The following is an 18,858-nucleotide window of genomic DNA, read 5'->3' on the forward strand; positions in this document are numbered from 1 at the left end:
CCTCTTTCCCTTACTGCGCCGGTAGCCGTTAACTTCCGCACGCTTGTACCTTCAGCAGCCTTCCTGCCACGAACCTATTGCCAGGCGCGACCGGTCAGCGTTTCGTATGCCCTCACGTAGCGTTCGCGCGTTTTCGCGATGACCTCTTCCGGTAGCTCCGGCGGCTGTTCACCAGACGTGCGATCCCAGCCCGACTCCGGCGATGTCAGCCAATCACGGACGAATTGCTTATCGAGCGACGGTTGGTGCTTCCCCGCCTCGTATCCTTGCATGGACCAGAAACGCGACGAGTCCGGGGTGAGGACTTCATCGGCCAGAATAATCGTGTTCTCACCGGCATCTGGTGAGACTCCAAACTCAAACTTGGTGTCGGCGATGATAATGCCACGCTGTGCCGCCAGTTCCCGAGCACGCTCGTAAATTGCGAGTGAAGCGGACCGAAGAGCATGCGCAGGGCCCACGCCGACGCGGCGGATCATCGCCCCGAAGGTGATGTTCTCGTCATGACCACCTCCCCCTGCGGGAGCCTTTGCGGCGGGGGTGAAAATGGGTTCTTCCAAGCGATCCGCTTCAAGCAGACCGGCGGGCAGTTTAACACCGCAGACCTCGCCGCTCTCCTGGTATTCCGCCATCCCGGAGCCGGTCAGGTATCCACGCACAACGCATTCGATTGGAAACATATTCAAGCGCCGTGTGATCATGGCCCGCCCCGCAACCGCCTGCGGAACATCTGTGGAGATGAAGTGGTTGGGAATGATATCTCCCAGCTGTTCGAACCACCACAGGGAAAGCTGATTGAGTATCTTTCCCTTCTCCGGAATCGCTGAGGGAAGCACATGGTCGAATGCGCTGATACGGTCCGATGCCACGATCAAATACGTATCGACCCCGGAATGAGCCCTGGCGTCGGCCGGAACGTAGACATCCCGTACCTTCCCCGAATAAATGTGGGTCCAACCGGGAAGGCTCGGCCGATTCTCGCTCCCGCTCATGCGAACTCCCTCCGTGTGACTGTCATCCTTGCGCAGTGTGCCGGCATCCTCAACAAGCTATATCGCATTCACATCCCAGCCGCAATATCGCTGCGGAAGTGCGATCCGCTCAGACCGATTCTAGCCATAACCTGGTATGCATTGTCGCGCGCGTCCACGAGATTTGGCCCGAGCCCCACCGCCGCAAGGACGCGACCGCCGGCACTAACGAGTTGGCCTTCGCGGAGCGCGGTGCCTGCCTGGATCACGTGCGCGTGTGGCAGCGATGTGGCCTCGTCTATGCCGCTGATCCGATCACCCGTACGGACCCTACCCGGATACCCCTGCGCGGCCAGCACCACGGTCACCGCAGCTTCATCGCTCCAATCGAGGACGGTGTCCGCTGGGAGATGTCCGGTCGCCGCTGCATACAAAAGAACACCAAGCGGCGTCTTGAGGCGCGGCAGCACCGATTGCGTCTCAGGATCGCCGAATCGGACGTTGAATTCGACGACGCGCAGTCCTCGCGAGGTCAACGCGAGTCCGCAGTACAGCAGGCCGATGAACGGGGTGCCACGTCGCGCCATTTCATCGACGACGGGTTGCGCGACGCGGTCGACGACATCGCCGACCAGGGTGTCCGGCGCCCACGGCAGGGGCGAGTATGCACCCATTCCCCCGGTATTCGGCCCTTCGTTTCCGTCATATGCCCGCTTGAAGTCCTGCGCCGGTTCGAGTGGGATCACATGGGCGCCGTCGCATATGCAGAAGAGCGATACTTCCGGGCCGTCGAGGAATTCCTCCACGACGGCGGCGGGCTGCCCGGCCGTAGTGGCGTCGCCACTGTCCTTCGCCAGGCAGATGTCGGCATGTGCCAGCGCTTCGTCACGCGAGGTGGTAACAACGACGCCTTTCCCTGCCGCGAGACCGTCATCCTTCACCACGTAGGGCGGACCGAAGGCATCTAGCGCTTCCTCCACCTGCTCCCGGGTGGTACACACACGTGCAAGCGCTGTCGGAACTTCGGCGACCGCCATGACATCTTTGGCGAAGGCCTTGGAGCCCTCCAGTCGGGCCGCCTCGCGGGATGGTCCGAATACAGCTATCCCTGCTTCTCGCACGTCATCAGCAACACCCGCGACAAGAGGAGCCTCCGGCCCAATAACAACCAGATCAACGCCCAGGCGCACGGCCTGCACCGCAACAGCCTCACCATCGAGAACATCGAGCGGAATATTCCGGCCCAACTCGGCGGTGGCGGGATTACCGGGGGCGACAAAAAGTTCGGTGACGGAGGGATCCCTGTGCAATGCGAGGGCGAGCGCATGCTCCCGTCCGCCCGATCCCAGAAGGAGAATTTTCACAATACCAGCCTACGTGAGTGGTGCCACTTTAGCGCGGGGGAACCAAAACGTGGAGACGAACCGAGTTTGGTTGCGGAAAGCGTTGGCGCCGGGCTGAGGCACCGGCGTGATCGCCGAATTTCCCCTAACCGACCCACGCCCAATACCAAAAGGGGAGGCACCGGCACTATTGCGGAGTGTCCGTTGCCTGCCTTCGCTGCGAGCTGGGGCGAACAAGGCGCCCGCACAATCACGGCCGTTCCGCCCAGGCTAGGCGCAGGCATGTTAGGCATTCCTCCGCGCTCTTACGACCACAGCCTCTCCAAAAGCCGGTGGCCCCGGCGTTGTACAACGCCGGGGCCACGCGTTCATAACGAAGCGAGTCAGTTCTGCTTCGCAGCTGCGATCCGCTCGCGGAACTTTGCAAGCTGCGCGACAACTGCAGCCGGAACCTTATCTCCGAACTGCTCGAAGTACTCCTCTGTTCCATCCATCTCGGCCGCCCAGGCGTCCGGATCGATGGCGAACAGTTGATCCCACCCATCCTTGTCAATGCCGAGACCATCGAGGTTGAAGTCTTCGAAGTTCGGGTAACGGCCGGTCACGCCGTCGATAGCATCGACGTCGCCGGCAGCGCGGCGAACGATCCAATCGAGCACGCGCGAGTTCTCGCCGAAGCCCGGCCACAGGAACTTGCCGTCGGCGTCCTTACGGAACCAGTTGACCTGGTACACCTTCGGGAACTTGTCGCCCAGCTTCTCCTGCATCTCCAGCCAGTGGCCCCAGTAATCGGCCATGTGGTAGCCGCAGAAGGGCAGCATGGCGAAGGGGTCATGGCGAAGCGAGCCAGCCTTCACGTCAGTTGCCGCAGCAGTGACTTCAGAGGCCACTGAGGCGCCGATGAACACGCCGTGAGCTGCCTCGTACTGCTCGGCTACCAACGGCACGTTGGTAGCGCGGCGACCACCGAAGAGGATGGCATCAATCGGAACACCCTCCGGAGCCTCCCAATCCGGGCAGATGATCGGGCACTGCGACGCCGGCGTGGTGAAACGGCTATTCGGGTGAGCCGCCTTCTTGCCAGCGGCGGTATCCGCCGGAGTGAAGTCGTTGCCCTGCCAGTCAATGAGGTGCTCCGGCTGTTCGCCGTCGATACCCTCCCACCACACGTCACCGTCGTCCGTTAGCGCGACATTCGTGAAAATGGTGTTGGACTTCATGGTGTCCATGGCCATCGGGTTGGTGGTGTAGGCGGTGCCGGGGGCAACTCCGAAGAAGCCTGCCTCCGGGTTGATGGCGCGCAGGGTGCCATCCGGGCCGGGACGCATCCAGGCGATGTCATCTCCGATGGTCTCCACCTTGTAGCCCGGAATGGTCGGCTGCAGCATGGCGAGGTTCGTCTTGCCGCAAGCAGACGGGAAGGCGGCGGTCACATGGAACTGGCGACCGGTGCTTTCCTCCGTAAGGCGAAGGATGAGCATGTGCTCCGCCATCCAGCCGTCGCGGCGCGCCATGGTCGAAGCGATACGCAGTGCGAAACACTTCTTGCCCAGCAGTGCGTTGCCACCGTAACCGGACCCGTAGGACCAGATCTCGTTGGTCTCCGGGAAGTGCGTGATGTACTTCTCGTCGTTGCACGGCCACGCCACGTCCTCGCGGGTGGTCCCGTCGGCGTCGCGCAGCGGGTAGCCGACGGAGTGAACGGAGGGAACCCAGGTCTGACCCTCGCCGATGAGCTTGAGGGCGGCGGAGCCCATACGGGTCATGATGCGCATATTGCATACCACGTACGGGGAGTCGGTCAGCTCGATGCCCAGCTGGGAGATCGGGCCTCCCACCGGACCCATGGAGAAGGGGATCACGTACATCGTGCGGCCGCGCATAGCGCCGTCGAACTTCTCATGCAGCGTGGCCTTCATCTCGCTCGGCTCGGCCCAGTGATTCGTCGGGCCGGCATCTTCTTCCTTCTCCGAGCAGATGAACGTGCGTGACTCGACGCGCGCCACGTCCGATGGCAGTGAACGAGCCAAGAACGAGTTGGGGCGCTTCTCCGGGTTCAAACGGATAAACATGCCCGAATCAACCATTTCACTGGTCAGTCGGTCCCATTCTTCTTGGGAACCATCGACCCAGTAGATCGAATCAGGCTTCGAAAGATTAGCCTGCTCCACCACCCAGGCAACGAGGTCATCGGGAGCCTCCGAAGGAGCTCCGGCCCGGACCTCCTCGACGGAATAAGTCTTGTCAGACGTCATCGCGTTTCCTTCCTTAAAAGAGCGATGTGTACGCCGCAAGCTCGGCGCCGCGGCGCGAACATCTCCTATTGTCTCCGAAATAACTGGCTGTTATCCATGAATTACGTCCCGGACGTGGCCCAAACAATGTGTCCAGCCCGTCACAAAAGGCGAGAAGTTGCCACTCTCCTCACCTTCTGCCCAATGGAATGCGATAGGGGCCACATTTGCTCCAGTTTGCTCCAGCGGCGCATGATCGCCTGCACACACCTATTCGACCGATTGCCGGTAGATACCCCTCCAACGCCCGACCTACTGCGATGCGCTGCGAGTTCCCTCTCTGACCAGGTACTTTCGCCGATAAGGATCCGCGACTGATTCGCGGCTATCTCCGGTGTGGCCGGGGAAGTCCACACCTGGTTTCACGCGAGCCGAAACGGGTCCACAGGTGCCATTACGGTCCCCAGAGGTGAAGCACGACGCACAATTGAGGATTCCCAGCGCTTTCCCATGCGTGTATTCTCCTCTTTATGACGCATAACCATCGGCGCATGCGCCGGATCACTATGTTTACAGCACTTACTGCTGGGCTTGCCTTGGCTGGTTGTCAAGGCGATCTCGGCTTCACTATCTCCGAAGACGGTGACCTTACCACGGCCTTCGAGTTCGTTGACGACGAAGGCTTGATACAAGACGGTTTAACCTGCGATGACCTGAAAGGATACGTGGAATCCGAGCCCCAAATGCAACTGTTCGGCACCATGTCCGTCGAGGATGCGGGCTCCGCCGGAGCCTTTGGCTGCCGCATGACGTTCGAGGACTCTGCACTTTTGTCAAGCACCTATGTGACCGACAATGGCGATACCTTCACTTTTGAGGTGTCTAAAGCTGAGGGATCGATGTTTGAAAGCGCATTCGACCTTGATGAAGTAGGCATTGGATCTCTAGATTTCACCGCGACGGTCACCTTCCCTGGCGATGTGATAGAAGCCTCAGATGGTGCAACAATTGAGGGAAACACTGTCACATGGCACTCCTATGACGACTTCCTCGAAGGGATCTCTGCTACCGGATACAAAACCGCCGGGCAGAAGGCGTCTTCCGGCTTCCCGGTGTGGGGATGGATTGTCATCGCGGTCGGCGTCTTGCTGATCGTTGGAATCGTACTCTTCGCGATTCGCCGCGGAAAGAACAAGACGGGAAACGGCCCGCAGCCAGGCACTCCCGCCTATCCGGGTAACGCGGGAGTGGCAGGACAGCCATACGGGCAGCCTTACCCGGGGCAACCAACGAATACTGCTGAACAGGCCGCCCCGTATCCGAGCTATCCAGTCCAGCCCGGTTCCTCGGCGCAACAGCCACAGTATCCGACACCCGATCAGGGGATGCCCGGCCAAGGATACGGTGGACCGGCGGCGGGCACTACTCCGTACAACCCACCCCGAAACTAGTGGTCCAATTCAGCGGGGCCAGTGCCCTAATTCAGATACGAGCAGAGAGGAACCATGAAACAAGACACGTATCCGAAGGCGCGCTTCGCTGCTCTCGCCATGCTTCTACCTGCCGTTTTGCTTGGCGCCTGCCGATCAGAGAATACCCTCGAGATTACCGACGACGGCATGCTCAAGATGACGATGGATGTTGTCGACGACGAGGGCTTGATCCTCGGTACAGCGGTGGAGGATTGTGCCAGCTTCATCGCCATAGCCGGAGACGCAGCTAAAGGTTTACAGGATGCAACAGTTGAGGACATCACGGTTGACGGGCACCCAGGCTGCCGCCTGACAACGGAAGAACCGGTCGAGTTCGACGGCATCTTCCTCGTTGACAACGGTGACAGCATGACCTTCAACGTCACCCCGGGCCTGATGCCCGATGTCGGAGACGACGCCGACCTACTGGGGAATACCACATTCTCATTGCGGGTTGTGTTACCGGGAGACATCACCGAGGCTGACAATGGTGGGCAAATTGAAGGCAACACTGCCGTCTATACGGATATCTCCGTGTTGGAAACGGGTTTCTCCGTGACTGGCGGAAAAGGCTCCTTGAGTTCGTCGGCAAGCGCAGACCCCAGCAACACACCCTCAAATTCCACCACACCATCTATCACCACGGCGGACCCGACTGTACCGAGTCCGATTGAGCCGCCCGCAACGGAAGACGAAAGTGATTCGGGCTTCCCGGTGTGGGCCTGGGTGCTGATCGCCGTGGGTGCTATGGCTCTTGCTGGCGGCGGTATCTTCCTCGCTACACGAAAGAAGGGCGGCCCCGGCAACCAGGGCGATTATCCAAGCGGCCCGGGAACTCCGGGTGGCTCGCCCTATGGCTACGGCCAGCCGGGTCCAGGAGCAGTCCAAGCGGCGCACGGTGCCAATCCCCCTTACGGGCAGGCCAGTGGTGCCACCGGCTACGGGCAACCAACCCAGGCTTACGGCCAGCCCACGCAGGGCTACGGCCAACAGGCGCAGGCTTCTGGCCAGGCAACCCAGGCACAGGGCTACAACCAACCGCCGACTTACGGGCAGAACATCTACCCGCCACAAAATGGCGGCCGGGCGGGCGGACAAATGCCCAGGCAATGACGTCAGCCCCCGGGGCCCTGCTCGGACACTACGCGCCTCGGCCCACGGGCACGGGAAGCAACCTGCATCGGATGCATGGGAGTTGTTTCTACGTCCCGTCGGCCCGCAGGCACGGCGTTGGAACCTGTCCGTCGATAAGACGCGGGTGTGCTTGTCTGCGGTGGCCCACAGGGGCGGTGAGCAATGGTACCTGGGCCATTGTCAAGCGCCTTCCATCCCACGGCATAGAGCGTTCGTCTTGTACAGGTGTGCCCCGAGTTCGTTCTCGGGGCACACCTGTATCTTGTAGGACACTTCGCGCCATTTCAGTTATAGATCATTTGGTGTTGTTTCGGGTGGCGTCTAGGAGCCGCATAACCAGTCTTCAGTTAGTTGGGCGCCTCTACGCGGCGTGTCCAAATCCCGTCCAAACAAGATCTATCCAATCTAGTCGCGAGACAAAATCAGCGAGATTCCGCCGGTTCTTAAATGGAGCCAATCAAGTTTTCAGTCGTTTGGACGGGATTTGGACATGTTCCTGTCATTGCCCATCATCGAGACTCCCGCAGAGCGAACTGGCGGCCATCGCGGGCAGGAGAACGTCACCACGCAGCGCTGCGAAGACCCCGGGAAGGTGCGGAGAAGGGTAGAGACCGCCGGAAAACAAGTTCCGAACGGCTGCGGGCAGCACTGACGCGGCGAATGAGTTCCTCGATTATCGTAACGACCCTCGGCCGCGGGCAGCGCGCTCCACGTCAGCGTGTGAAACGGGCAATGTCCATCTGGACCCGCTCCGGTTCCTCAGCCAAGGGCACATTGTGTGTATCGAGGGTACCGTCCAACGCGCCGTCGGGGTCCGCCGTCGTCGTCGCGAACAGCGCCTCGAAGTCCGTCACCGGAGCACCGGACTTGCTGAATATTTCGACCGTGCGCCGTGCACCGGACGGATTCACCGCCCCTTCCAATAGAACCTGCGCGATGTGATGGCGATCAACTCCCGGCTGTCCGGTAACGAGATCCCCCTGGCGCAGATCAATCTGGTGATCGGCTGGACCCTGATAGTCAAACCATCCGGGGCGAACAATCGTGTATGGATGGCCAGAGGCGCGAACCAGCCGCTCGGCACGGCGCTTCCACTCGATGAAGTCATAACTCGACGCTGCGGCCCCGGCTGAACGGCTGGCATTCATAAGCGTCATGAGGCTGATATGAGTGTCGCTGCCGTCTAACGCTTCCAGTAACGCTGGAATCACTGCGTAAAAGTTGTTCTCACCATCACTGTCGCCGCCATGTGTAAGAACAACCGCATCTACCCCGGCGACGAGCGGTCGGAGCTCATCTGCCGACGTCGGCAACGCCTCCACCACTTCCGCGTTGGCGGGCAATGATCGTTGGGCGCGCTTGGCATTGCGAGTTTGAGCGCGCACGGTGAAGCCACGCTGTAAGGCTTCGTTGACGACCGCTCGCCCGACCTTCCCCGTGGCACCAATAACGAGAACCGTGGTCATTGCAGCTCCTCAACTGGTTGTAACGAACGTGGGAGTAGGGCACCGACTCGGCCCCGCCGTGTCGGCGAGGCGCTGGCACCAGGTGCCGAGTTCCCAAGCACGTACCACCCGCCTGCCAAGGCTAACGCCGCGAGACTCACTTGAGCCATGCACTGCTGTTGCATGGTTTGGCCGAAATCGTGGCACAGCGCGGATCGCCTGCCGGTCTCCAACTGAATGCCCACCGGTATGGTGCCGAGCGCCCATCAGCCTCACACATTGCTTATCGGTCCCGTGCGTGCCGCCGATGCTCAACGGCGTTCTGCTCGAACCATTTCCTGTGGCCCTCTTGCAGCAGGTCCTGGACTATTGTAGTAGGTCGCGACGCACGATGGTCTGCTCACGGTCTGCGCCCACGCCGATCACACTGATGCGACAACCGGAGATCTCCTCCAGATACAACACATAGTTCCTTGCCGCCTCCGGCAGCTCGTCGAACGTTCTGCAACCGGAAATATCGTCGTGCCAGCCGGGCAAATGCTCGTAGACGGGCTGGGCGTGGTGGAAATCCGACTGCGATACCGGAACCTCGTCAACGCGCTTCCCCTCGATCATGTATGCCACGCAAACCGGGATCGTCTCCAGGCCCCAAGCACATCAAGCTTCGTCAACACAAGGTCCGTGAGTCCATTGATGCGGCTGGAGTAGCGTGCCACCGGCGCGTCATACCATCCACAACGCCGCGGCCTCCCGGTTGTTACACCGTACTCGCCACCGTGCTCGCGCAACCACCGCCCCGCATCGTCCAGAAGCTCGGTGGGGAACGGCCCTTCTCCCACCCGCGTCACGTACGCCTTCACAATGCCCACGACGCGGCTGATACGCGTCGGGCCGACGCCGCTTCCGGTGCAGGCACCACCCGCAGTCGCATTGGACGATGTGACATAGGGGTATGTGCCATGATCGATGTCAAGCATGGTGGACTGTCCACCCTCGAACACCACCGTCTTTCCCGCATCAAGCGCCTGGTTGATCTCCAACGAGGTATCCGCGACCATCGGCCTGATCCGCTCGGTGTATTCGAGCAACTGGTCTGCCACGGCCTGCGCGTCAACGGCCTCCTCCCCATAGACTTTTGTCAGCATGCCGTTCTTCGATGTCAGGGCGCTGCTGATCTTCTGCCGCAAAATGGACTCGTCGAAGAGGTCCTGGATCCGAATTCCCACACGAGAAGCCTTATCCGCATAGCTGGGGCCGATGCCACGCCCGGTCGTCCCTATCTTGCGGGAGCCAAGCGAACGCTCGGAAAGGCGATCAAGTGCACGCCCGTAGGGCGTGATGATATGCGCGTTGGCAGAAATACGCAGGCGTGAGGTGTCAATTCCGCGCGCCTCCAGTTCGTCGACCTCTTGGAACAGCACGTCCAGATCGACGACGACCCCGTTGCCGATCACCGGCACACACCCCGGCGAGAGAATGCCAGAGGGAAGCAAATGCAGCGCAAAGGTGTTCTCGCCAATCACTACAGTATGCCCGGCATTGTTACCGCCGTTGTACTTCACAACGTAGTCTGCACGTGCTCCCAGCTGATCGGTCGCCTTTCCCTTGCCCTCGTCGCCCCATTGCGCACCGAGGATGATTATCGCGGGCATTCGCCTCTCCTTCACGGAACTTGTTCAGCGCCACGGACGGGGCCGCCTACGCGGTCGGCATCGGCCCTCCCCGTAGAGCTGGTACTACCGTCTCAGCATAGCCATGAGTCTTACAAAACACAGGTGACGTTATATGCTGGACGGGTTCTTTCCGTTCGGTCCGAGCTGGGAACCGGCGGTTTCGCATTCAAAATCGCATGATTTCAGGCATTCGACCTTTGGTCGGCGCCTGCCTGGCAGCGAGGTGCATGCCCGCTATCGAGCGAGGTGCCGGTGTCTATGCGCTACGAGTTGGGAGCGGTACCACAGCGTGTCCGCGTGAGATTTGTGCCTGAAACAAGCAATTTCCGCCGTCGTCCGCTACGCTAGCGCTGAAACTTTTTTCGCAAGGAGAATCAGCAATGTCAACAGACCTGACGCGATCTTTGGGCGCCTTCGTCCGCTCCGTCTCCGGCACCACCACGCGCAACTCGATCCCGCGCGAGTTCTGGACCGGCCTATCGGAGCTCGTCGTCGAAAAGCTTGCCGATAACTGGCACGCGACACAGGCAGCCTATGCTCCCGCGCGGCAGGCCGCGTATTTCTCGGCCGAATTCCTGATGGGCCGCGCCCTCCTGAACAATCTGACCAACCTCGGCCTGGTCGAGGACGCCGAGCAGGCTCTCGCCGCCTACGGGCAGAATCTCTCCGACGTGCTGGAGGCCGAACCGGATGCCGCTCTGGGTAATGGCGGCCTCGGCCGACTCGCCGCCTGCTTCCTCGATTCCTGCGCCACATTGAACCTCCCAGTAACCGGCTACGGCATCCTCTACCGCTATGGCCTGTTCAAGCAAACCATTGACAACGGCTTCCAGACCGAGCATCCGGACCCGTGGATGGAACAGGGCAACCCTTTCGTCATCCGCCGCGCCGAACAAGCCAAGTACGTGCACTTCTCAGACATGCATGTGAGGGCAGTCCCTTATGACATGCCGATCACCGGATTCGGAACTCGTAACGTCAACACCTTGCGCCTGTGGAAGTCCGAGCCGATCGAGGAGTTCGATTACGACGCCTTCAATTCGCAACGATTCACCGATGCCATTGTGGAGCGCGAGCGCGTAGCCGATCTGTGCCGTGTCCTCTATCCGAACGACACCACGTATGAAGGCAAGGTGCTACGCGTGCGGCAACAGTACTTCTTCGTGTCGGCATCCTTGCAGACAATGATCGACAACTACCAGCGCACGCACGGCGAGGATCTCAAGGACTTCGGTAAGTTCAACGCGGTGCAGTTGAACGACACGCACCCGGTACTCGCCATCCCCGAGTTGATGCGCCTGCTGCTGGACGATCATGGCATGACCTGGGATGATGCCTGGAAGATTGTCCAGGAGACCTTCGCGTACACGAACCACACGGTTCTGGCGGAAGCCCTCGAATCCTGGGAGGTTTCTATCTTCCAGCAGCTCTTCCCGCGTGTCTTGGAGATTGTCGCCGAAATCGACCGCCGCTTCCGCGCGGAACTGGCCGGGCTGGGTTACGACGACGGCAAGATCAACTACATGGCACCACTTTCGGACGGACGTGTTCACATGGCATGGATTGCCTGCTACGCCTCTTTCTCCATCAATGGTGTGGCGGCGTTGCACACGGAAATCCTCAAGCGCGACACGCTCCATGACTGGTATGAGATCTGGCCCGAGAAGTTCAACAACAAGACCAACGGCGTGACCCAACGCCGCTGGTTGAACAACTGCAACCCGCGCCTCGCTGGCCTTTTGACACGCGTGGTCGGCTCCGACAGCTGGGTGACCGACCTGGATGAGTTGGCAATGCTGGTCGAGAAGGCCGACGACGCCATCCTCGGCGAACTCATGGCCATCAAGCAGGCCAACAAGGCGGATTTCGCCGCGTGGATCAAGAACCGGCAGGGCGTCGATATCCCGGTGGATGCGATTTACGATGTGCAAATCAAGCGTCTGCACGAGTACAAGCGTCAGGTACTCAACGCCATTTACATCCTCGATCTCTACTTCCGCCTCAAGGATGACCCGCAACTAGATACCCCGGCACGCGTGTTCATTTTCGGCGCCAAGGCGGCACCCGGTTACCGGCGCGCCAAGGCGATTATCAAGCTCATCAACGAGGTCGCCCGGCTCGTGAACTCTGACCCGGATATGGCTGGAAAGCTCAACGTCGTTTTCGTGGAGAACTACAACGTATCCCCCGCCGAACACATCATTCCTGCGGCCGATATCTCTGAGCAGATTTCGATGGCTGGCAAAGAGGCATCCGGTACATCGAATATGAAGTTCATGATGAACGGTGCCTTGACCCTTGGCACGCTGGACGGCGCGAATGTGGAGATTCTCGACGCTGTCGGACCGGAGAATGCCTACATCTTCGGTGCTACGGAGGACGAGCTGCCCACGCTGCGCCAGCACTACCAGCCGCGTGAGGCGTACGAGACGGTTCCCGGCCTCAAGCGCGCCTTGGATACCTTCGTCGATGGCACCTTGAACGACGACGGAACCGGCGAGTTCCACGATCTCCTCGGTACACTCCTTGACGGCAGCTCCTGGGAGGCCGCGGATATCTATTACGTGCTGGGAGACTTCGCCGCGTATCGCGAGGCGAAGGACCGCATGGCCGAGGGCTACCGCGACCAGACGAGCTGGGCGCGCAAGTGCTGGGTCAATATCTGCATGTCTGGCCGTTTCTCCTCCGACCGGACGATCAACGACTACGCCACCGAAGTGTGGAAGCTGGACCGGCAGGCCATCTGAGTGGACGAAGATCGGTAAGGTGCTGGGCCCGGCTGCGCCGTGCACCCGGTTTCAAAAGTCACGCTGGGCTCCGATACGGATATGTTGTCACTAAGTGTGCCCCCGCTGAAGGGGGCACACTTGCATTTGCGGGAAGGCGCATGTGTTCAGACATCTGCCGCAGGGCACCTGTCTGAACCCAGCTCACAGGCGCGACCATCAGCTTGCTTGTATGGGTCACTTGGCTTGCATGGGTCACTTTGCTTGTACGGGTCACTTTGCTTGTACGGGTCACTTTGCTTGTACGGGGATCGTGTACGAGTTGTGCGATCAGGTCCTGCTGACGCAAGCAACGGCGTCGTCCGGAAGCTCAAAGCCCGGTAGAGGCACCCTTTCCTCCCACACACGTCACATGCGCTTTCACAATCTCCGCAACGCGACTGATGCGCACCAGGCCTACTCCACTTCCGCATTCACAACAGTACCGCACATAACAGTTCTGCAACGTTTTTCACAAACACTGCAAGACTGTGGTAGGAATGTATGTGCACACGCCCGAGCCACGGCCTCGGGCATAAACATAACCCGGTGACGGCCACAACATCGTCGTGACCGTGTCCAAAGGAGGGCATTACGTATGCGTCGCTTTAGAACATACGCAGCACTCGGCAGCATTGCCGCACTGGCACTTGCCGGAGCGGCGGGTTGCAGCAGCAGTGATGATTCAAGTGATGACGGAGAGGCATCCGTCTACTACCTTAACTTCAAGCCAGAATCTGAAGACGCTTGGAAAGAGGTTGCAGCCGCCTACGAAAAAGAGACTGGTGTCAAAGTCAAGATTGTCACCGCAGCCTCTGGCGACTACCAGCCGACCCTGAAGACCGAACTGGCGAAGTCAGATGCACCGACGTTGTTCAATATCAATGGACCCGTCGGCTATGAGACGTGGAAGGACTACACGCTCGATCTGACTGACACGGATTTTGCGAAGCATCTTTCCGACCCTTCAATGGCGGTGACCGGTGAAGACGGCAAGATCTACGGTGTACCGTTCGCAACCGAAGGTTATGGCATCATCTACAACGATGCCATCATGCAGCAGTACTTCCAGACTGACGGTGCGGTCGCCACGTCCATGGATGACATCAACAACTTCGACACCCTCAAGGCTGTCGCGGATGACATGCAATCCAAGAAGGATGAACTCGGAATCGACGGCGTGTTCGCGTCGACGTCGCTGTCACCGGGCGAGGAGTGGCGCTGGCAGACCCATCTCGCCAACTATCCTGTCTACTACGAATTGCGCGATAAAGATCTTGCCGATACCGACACGGTCGAGATGACCTACGGCGACAACTACAAGGATATCTTCGATCTCTATCTAACGGACTCGACGATCTCCGCATCCCAGGCGCCCGCCAAACTCGTCACTGATTCAATGTCCGAGTTTGCGCTCGGGAAGGCCGCCATGGTACAAAACGGCAACTGGGCTTGGAGCCAGATCTCCGAGGTGGAAGGCAACACCGTCAAGGAAGAAGACATCCACTTCCTACCGATTTACATGGGAGTCGACGGTGAAGAAGAAGCCGGTCTCGCTATTGGCACCGAAAACTTCCTCGCCGTGAATTCGCAGGCATCGGAGGCAGACCAGCAAGCTGCCATTGACTTCGCAAACTGGCTCTTCACCTCTGAGGATGGCACGAAACTTGTCTCCGAGAAGCTCGGCTTCATCGCACCCTTCGACACTTTTGAAGATCTAGCCCCCGAGGACCCGCTCGGCAAGGAAGTCGTCGAGTACATGAACAACGACGACCTGTACAACGTTACCTGGGTCTTTACTGTTTTCCCGAGCCAGGACTTCAAGAACCAGCTCGGTCAGCACCTCTCGCAGTACGCAACCGGCCAGGAGGAATGGTCGGATGTGATGGAGTACTTCACCAGCGCGTGGACCTCCGAGAAGCAGAAAAATAGCTAGTCATAGCCGTCCGGGCACCGGTCGTGCATCGGTGCCCGGACGAGAGGTTAAGCCATGACGAGAACTCTCCGAATTTACTCAGCACATTTCACGGCGCCTACATTGATCGCGTTCTTGATCGCGTTCCTTGCCCCGTTTTTCATCGGCCTCTATCTCTCCTTCACGAAGTTCACCACCCTCACGAACGCCCAGTGGGTAGGAATTGAGAACTACCAAAAGGCCTTCTCCGACGGGCAGAACTTCGCCTACGCGCTGCTGTTCACCGCGCTCATCTCGATTGTTTCCATCATCACGGTCAATATCGGGGCCTTCGTACTTGCTTACATGCTCACGAAGAAGCTCCGCGGTACGAATTTCTTCCGTACCATCTTCTTCATGCCGAACCTGATCGGCGGCATCGTACTCGGCTACACCTGGCAGGCAATGCTCAACGCCATCCTGAGTCGTTGGGAAATGACTCTGTTCAATGACTGGAAGCTCGGCTTCGCGGGCCTCGTCATGCTAATCAACTGGCAGCTAATGGGCTACATGATGATCATCTACATTGCGGGGCTGCAGAATGTGCCGCCGGAGCTACTCGAAGCGGCCGAGATCGATGGAGCTTCCGGGTGGCAGAAACTGCGCTCTGTCACGATCCCCATGGTTATGCCCTCCGTGACTATCTGCCTGTTTCTCACGCTGGCCAACACCTTCAAGATGTATGACCAGAACTTGGCGCTGACCAGCGGTGCTCCTTTACAGAAAACCCAAATGGCCGCTTTGAACATCGTCTCCACCATGTATGACAAAGTCTCCCAGGAAGGGATTGCGCAGGCCAAGGCCGTGATCTTCTTCCTGATCGTCTCGGTCATTGCGCTGTTGCAACTGCGCGCCACACGTTCCAGGGAGGTGGATCAGTGAGTACCGCTGTAGTAGCGACGTCGACAGACTTCCCCGCCGCGTCGGATGGCAAACTAAACATGCCGAATACTCGTCCGAAGACGACACCCGGACGCGTGGTTGCCGTCATCGTACTGAGCTTCCTCGCACTCGTCTATCTTGTTCCGCTGGCCTTCATCCTCATCAACTCGTTCAAAAACAAGTTGTTCATCTCAGCTGATCCGTTCAGCATCCCCACTGGTGACAGCTTCGCCGGAGTGACGAACTACGAAACCGGCCTCCAACTCAATGGCTTCCTGCGCGCTATTGGCTGGTCACTGTTCATTACAGTGTGCTCGGTGATTGTGATCGTCTTCTTCTGCGCGATGACCGCCTACTACATCACCCGAGTGAAAACCTGGTGGACGTCTCTGCTCTACTACATGTTCGCCTTCTCCATGATCGCACCCTTCCAGATGGTCATGTTTCCAACCGTGAAGATCGCGGACGCCCTCGGCCTCGCAACCCCTTGGGGGATGATCGTCCTCTACCTCGGCTTCGGGGCTGGACTGTCGGTATTCCTCTTCTCAGGTTTCGTTCGGTCAATCCCACTAGAGATCGAAGAGGCAGCCTTCATAGATGGCTGCTCGCCACTACAGAATTACTTCCGCGTGGTATTGCCACTTCTCAAACCCACCGCGATTACGGTTGCCATTCTTAACGCAATGTGGGTGTGGAACGACTACTTGCTCCCGAATCTGGTAATCGGGCAAGACGAGAACTACCGGACTATCCCCATCGTCATTCAGTCTCTTATAGGTTCGAACGGCAACCGCGACATGGGTGCGCAGATGGCGATGTTGGTTCTCGCTATCGTGCCCATCGTTATCTTTTACCTCTCCGCCCAGAAGTACATCATCGAGGGCGTCGCCGCGGGTGCGGTCAAGGGGTAGACAAAGCCGCGACCGGATGCTGTCAAGGGGTCGGCAAAGCCGCGGCCGGGTGCTGCCATGGGGTAACGAAGTCACGCAGGTCCTTCCCCAGGCCGCGCCCGGTCGCTATTCCCGTCGTAGCACCATGGCTTACGCCCATGTGGAACGAGTCCACAGCGGCACAGCCCAGGAGAATGCGGGACAGATTGGGTACAATCCGGTCGGCATGCACAGCTGGTGAGATGAGGGACAAATCGGGCATCACCCACCCGGCGACCCGACCGGCATTCACAGCTCGTGAGAAGGAGAAGTAAATGGCACAGTGGCTAGGGCCTGACTCATCGTTCTACCGAGCCCTGACCGCGGCGACGGACCTCGTTGTTATCAATCTTCTGACACTGCTGGGCTGTCTACCGGTCATCACCGCCGGGGCGTCTTTAACCGCCTGCGCGCGGGTCACAATGGATATGGCGCGCGACGAGGATGGGTTGATTGCCAGGAGCTGGTGGCGATCATTCCGTAGAAATCTCATACAGTCCCTCGGATGGTGGCTGCCGATCACGATCTTGCTTTTCCTCCTCTGGCTAGAGAATAGATTGCTTGGCGGCATGGCGAGCCCCGGCGCATCTGGAGCGCTGACGGGCCTGCTCATCGCCGGAGTCGTATTTCTGGTGGCACTGCTTACCTGGCTGATCCCGCTAGTGGCCTTCTTCGAGAACACGGTTGTTGGCCATGTGGGCAACGCGGCGTTGCTGGCGGTTGGGCATCTGGGGCGTACGATCCTGACGCTCGGCCTGCTTGCCGCACCAGTAGTACTGGGGTTCTACGTGTCGGCTGCGCGGGCTCCACTCGCGTGGTTCATGATTCTGTTGGGAGTTGCATTCATTGCGTACCTGATCGCACTCATCGAGCTTCCCGTGATCAATCGTCTGCGCGCTGCCGCACGCGAGTAGCTTTTGCACGATTCCCCTCCCAAAAACCTGACTGGCCGTTTTCCGCCTGTCGTTTCGCGCCTGCCGTGCCTGCCTCTCCACACCTCGCCACGCTCGACCCACTCCCGTTTTCCGGGTTTTCCACTAGCAGCTGTGAAACCCGTGATCCTCGTCCATCCCACTCCCGTTCTCCGGGTGTTCCACCAGCAACCATGGAACCTGTGATCCCCGTCCACGCCGCCCCCTTCTCCGGGATTTCCACCAATTTCCGCGAATAACCCGGAAAACAAGCAAAAGCCCGGAGAACCCGGCCCAGTAACTTCAGCCCGAGTTGCCCGGATCATGCCCTCGATTTCCGGAGACTGGCCGTTTGGCCCCAGAATGCGAGACTAGAATCTAGTAGCCGTCGGCATCCAATGCGAATCTAGAAGGTCATGCTATGTGCGACTCAGGCGACGCTCGTTTCAATCTCTGGACGGGGCCACTACTGGACGCCCGGGCACGAATGACGGTCGCGGATCTAGATACCGTCGCTGGTTTACGCGTTGCTGAGCTGGCGCTACGCGACGCGAAGTGAACCAGCAGGTCGAGTCGGCACTACAGCGTCATGCATCACCCTGGCACGCACTCGCCCTGCGGCGTGGCGGCAGCCGTTTGAGCTTCTGGCTCGGCGACGGCGAGTTCCTTCCCTGGGAGTTGATCCCAGGCGTTCGCGAGAAGGTTCAAATACACCACATCCTCTTGGCAACACGGGATGCGGCCAGTGCGCCAGGCCACGCCGACGCCAGTGCGCCGGACCTCGACAATTCAGGCAGCAGCCACATTCCTTCCTGCGAAATGTTTTCAGGCCAATGTAGAACATGGCAGTGTCAACGTACAGCGTTTCTCCCGGCAAGCGATGTCACTTATCGTGCACGCTCGCGAATCTCATGGCGCAACGGTCAGCAGCCTGGTCGCAATTCAAAAAGAGGACATTCCGTTGGATATCCCGCTAGACACAAAGACTTTTGCACTTCTTGAACGCGAGGAGCGCCGGATCGCCCGTGCCGAGCAAAAGACCCGGAGGCGTTGAAGGCCCTACCTCTGCGACTGTCCAAATCCCGTCCAAACGGCGCTAATCTGGATTAATTCATTTTAAAGAATGGCGGAATCATGCGGATTTT

12 protein-coding genes and 1 pseudogene are annotated in these 18,858 nt (G+C 59.3%); 8 read left to right on the forward strand and 5 right to left on the reverse strand.

The annotated features are described in order from the left end of the window. Positions 1-74 precede the first annotated feature (74 nt). The 3 genes from DDD63_RS10345 to DDD63_RS10355 all read right to left on the reverse strand — a co-directional run bounded on the left by DDD63_RS10345 (position 75) and on the right by DDD63_RS10355 (position 4,569). Positions 75-992 carry a phosphoribosylaminoimidazolesuccinocarboxamide synthase gene (locus DDD63_RS10345; RefSeq protein ID WP_108716297.1) on the reverse strand — a complete coding sequence of 306 codons (918 nt, stop codon included), beginning with the start codon at positions 990-992 and terminating at the stop codon, positions 75-77. Positions 993-1,060: 68 nt separating this feature from the next. Next, positions 1,061-2,335: a phosphoribosylamine--glycine ligase gene (purD, locus tag DDD63_RS10350; protein WP_108716298.1), complete on the reverse strand. Its 1,275-nt coding sequence runs from the start codon at positions 2,333-2,335 to the stop codon at positions 1,061-1,063. Between the two features lie 362 nt (positions 2,336-2,697). Continuing rightward, positions 2,698-4,569 carry a phosphoenolpyruvate carboxykinase (GTP) gene (locus DDD63_RS10355; RefSeq protein ID WP_108716299.1) on the reverse strand — a complete coding sequence of 624 codons (1,872 nt, stop codon included), beginning with the start codon at positions 4,567-4,569 and terminating at the stop codon, positions 2,698-2,700. 509 nt (positions 4,570-5,078) lie between these two features. On the opposite strand from DDD63_RS10355, the gene DDD63_RS10360 reads away from it, so the two are divergent. Beyond that, positions 5,079-5,999 carry a hypothetical protein gene (locus tag DDD63_RS10360; protein WP_125482510.1) on the forward strand — a complete coding sequence of 307 codons (921 nt, stop codon included), beginning with the start codon at positions 5,079-5,081 and terminating at the stop codon, positions 5,997-5,999. Between the two features lie 54 nt (positions 6,000-6,053). Further along, the gene (locus DDD63_RS10365; RefSeq protein ID WP_108716301.1) at positions 6,054-7,133 is read left to right on the forward strand and encodes a hypothetical protein; all 1,080 of its coding nucleotides are present in this window, start codon (positions 6,054-6,056) and stop codon (positions 7,131-7,133) included. Positions 7,134-7,867: 734 nt separating this feature from the next. On the opposite strand, the gene DDD63_RS10370 is transcribed toward DDD63_RS10365, so the two are convergent. Together DDD63_RS10370 and DDD63_RS10375 are read right to left on the reverse strand one after the other, a co-directional pair. Continuing rightward, on the reverse strand, positions 7,868-8,620 hold the full coding sequence (locus tag DDD63_RS10370) for an NAD(P)H-binding protein (protein WP_108716302.1): 753 nt from the start codon (positions 8,618-8,620) through the stop codon (positions 7,868-7,870). 345 nt (positions 8,621-8,965) lie between these two features. Beyond that, positions 8,966-10,251, reverse strand: a pseudogene (locus DDD63_RS10375) (adenylosuccinate synthase). Between the two features lie 401 nt (positions 10,252-10,652). Here DDD63_RS10375 and DDD63_RS10380 point away from each other — a divergent pair. The 6 genes from DDD63_RS10380 (at position 10,653) to DDD63_RS10410 (ending at position 18,767) form a co-directional block, all read left to right on the forward strand. Then, the gene (locus DDD63_RS10380; RefSeq protein ID WP_108716303.1) at positions 10,653-13,019 is read left to right on the forward strand and encodes a glycogen/starch/alpha-glucan phosphorylase; all 2,367 of its coding nucleotides are present in this window, start codon (positions 10,653-10,655) and stop codon (positions 13,017-13,019) included. Between the two features lie 616 nt (positions 13,020-13,635). Further along, positions 13,636-14,973, forward strand: coding sequence for an ABC transporter substrate-binding protein (locus DDD63_RS10390; RefSeq protein ID WP_108716305.1), 1,338 nt, complete (start codon positions 13,636-13,638; stop codon positions 14,971-14,973). Between the two features lie 54 nt (positions 14,974-15,027). After that, the gene (locus tag DDD63_RS10395; RefSeq protein ID WP_108716306.1) at positions 15,028-15,873 is read left to right on the forward strand and encodes a sugar ABC transporter permease; all 846 of its coding nucleotides are present in this window, start codon (positions 15,028-15,030) and stop codon (positions 15,871-15,873) included. A gap of 59 nt (positions 15,874-15,932) precedes the next feature. After that, on the forward strand, positions 15,933-16,784 hold the full coding sequence (locus DDD63_RS10400) for a carbohydrate ABC transporter permease (protein WP_108716307.1): 852 nt from the start codon (positions 15,933-15,935) through the stop codon (positions 16,782-16,784). Positions 16,785-17,077: 293 nt separating this feature from the next. After that, entirely contained in the window at positions 17,078-17,716 is a 639-nt protein-coding gene (locus DDD63_RS10405; RefSeq protein ID WP_108716308.1) for a DUF624 domain-containing protein, read from the forward strand. A 766-nt stretch (positions 17,717-18,482) separates the two neighbouring features. Next, complete coding sequence (locus tag DDD63_RS10410; RefSeq protein ID WP_125482511.1) at positions 18,483-18,767, forward strand: hypothetical protein; 285 nt, start codon at positions 18,483-18,485, stop codon at positions 18,765-18,767. Positions 18,768-18,858: the final 91 nt, after the last annotated feature.

Origin of the sequence: Actinobaculum sp. 313 (assembly GCF_003073475.1) — a bacterium.
Classification (GTDB): Bacteria; Actinomycetota; Actinomycetes; order Actinomycetales; family Actinomycetaceae; genus Asp313.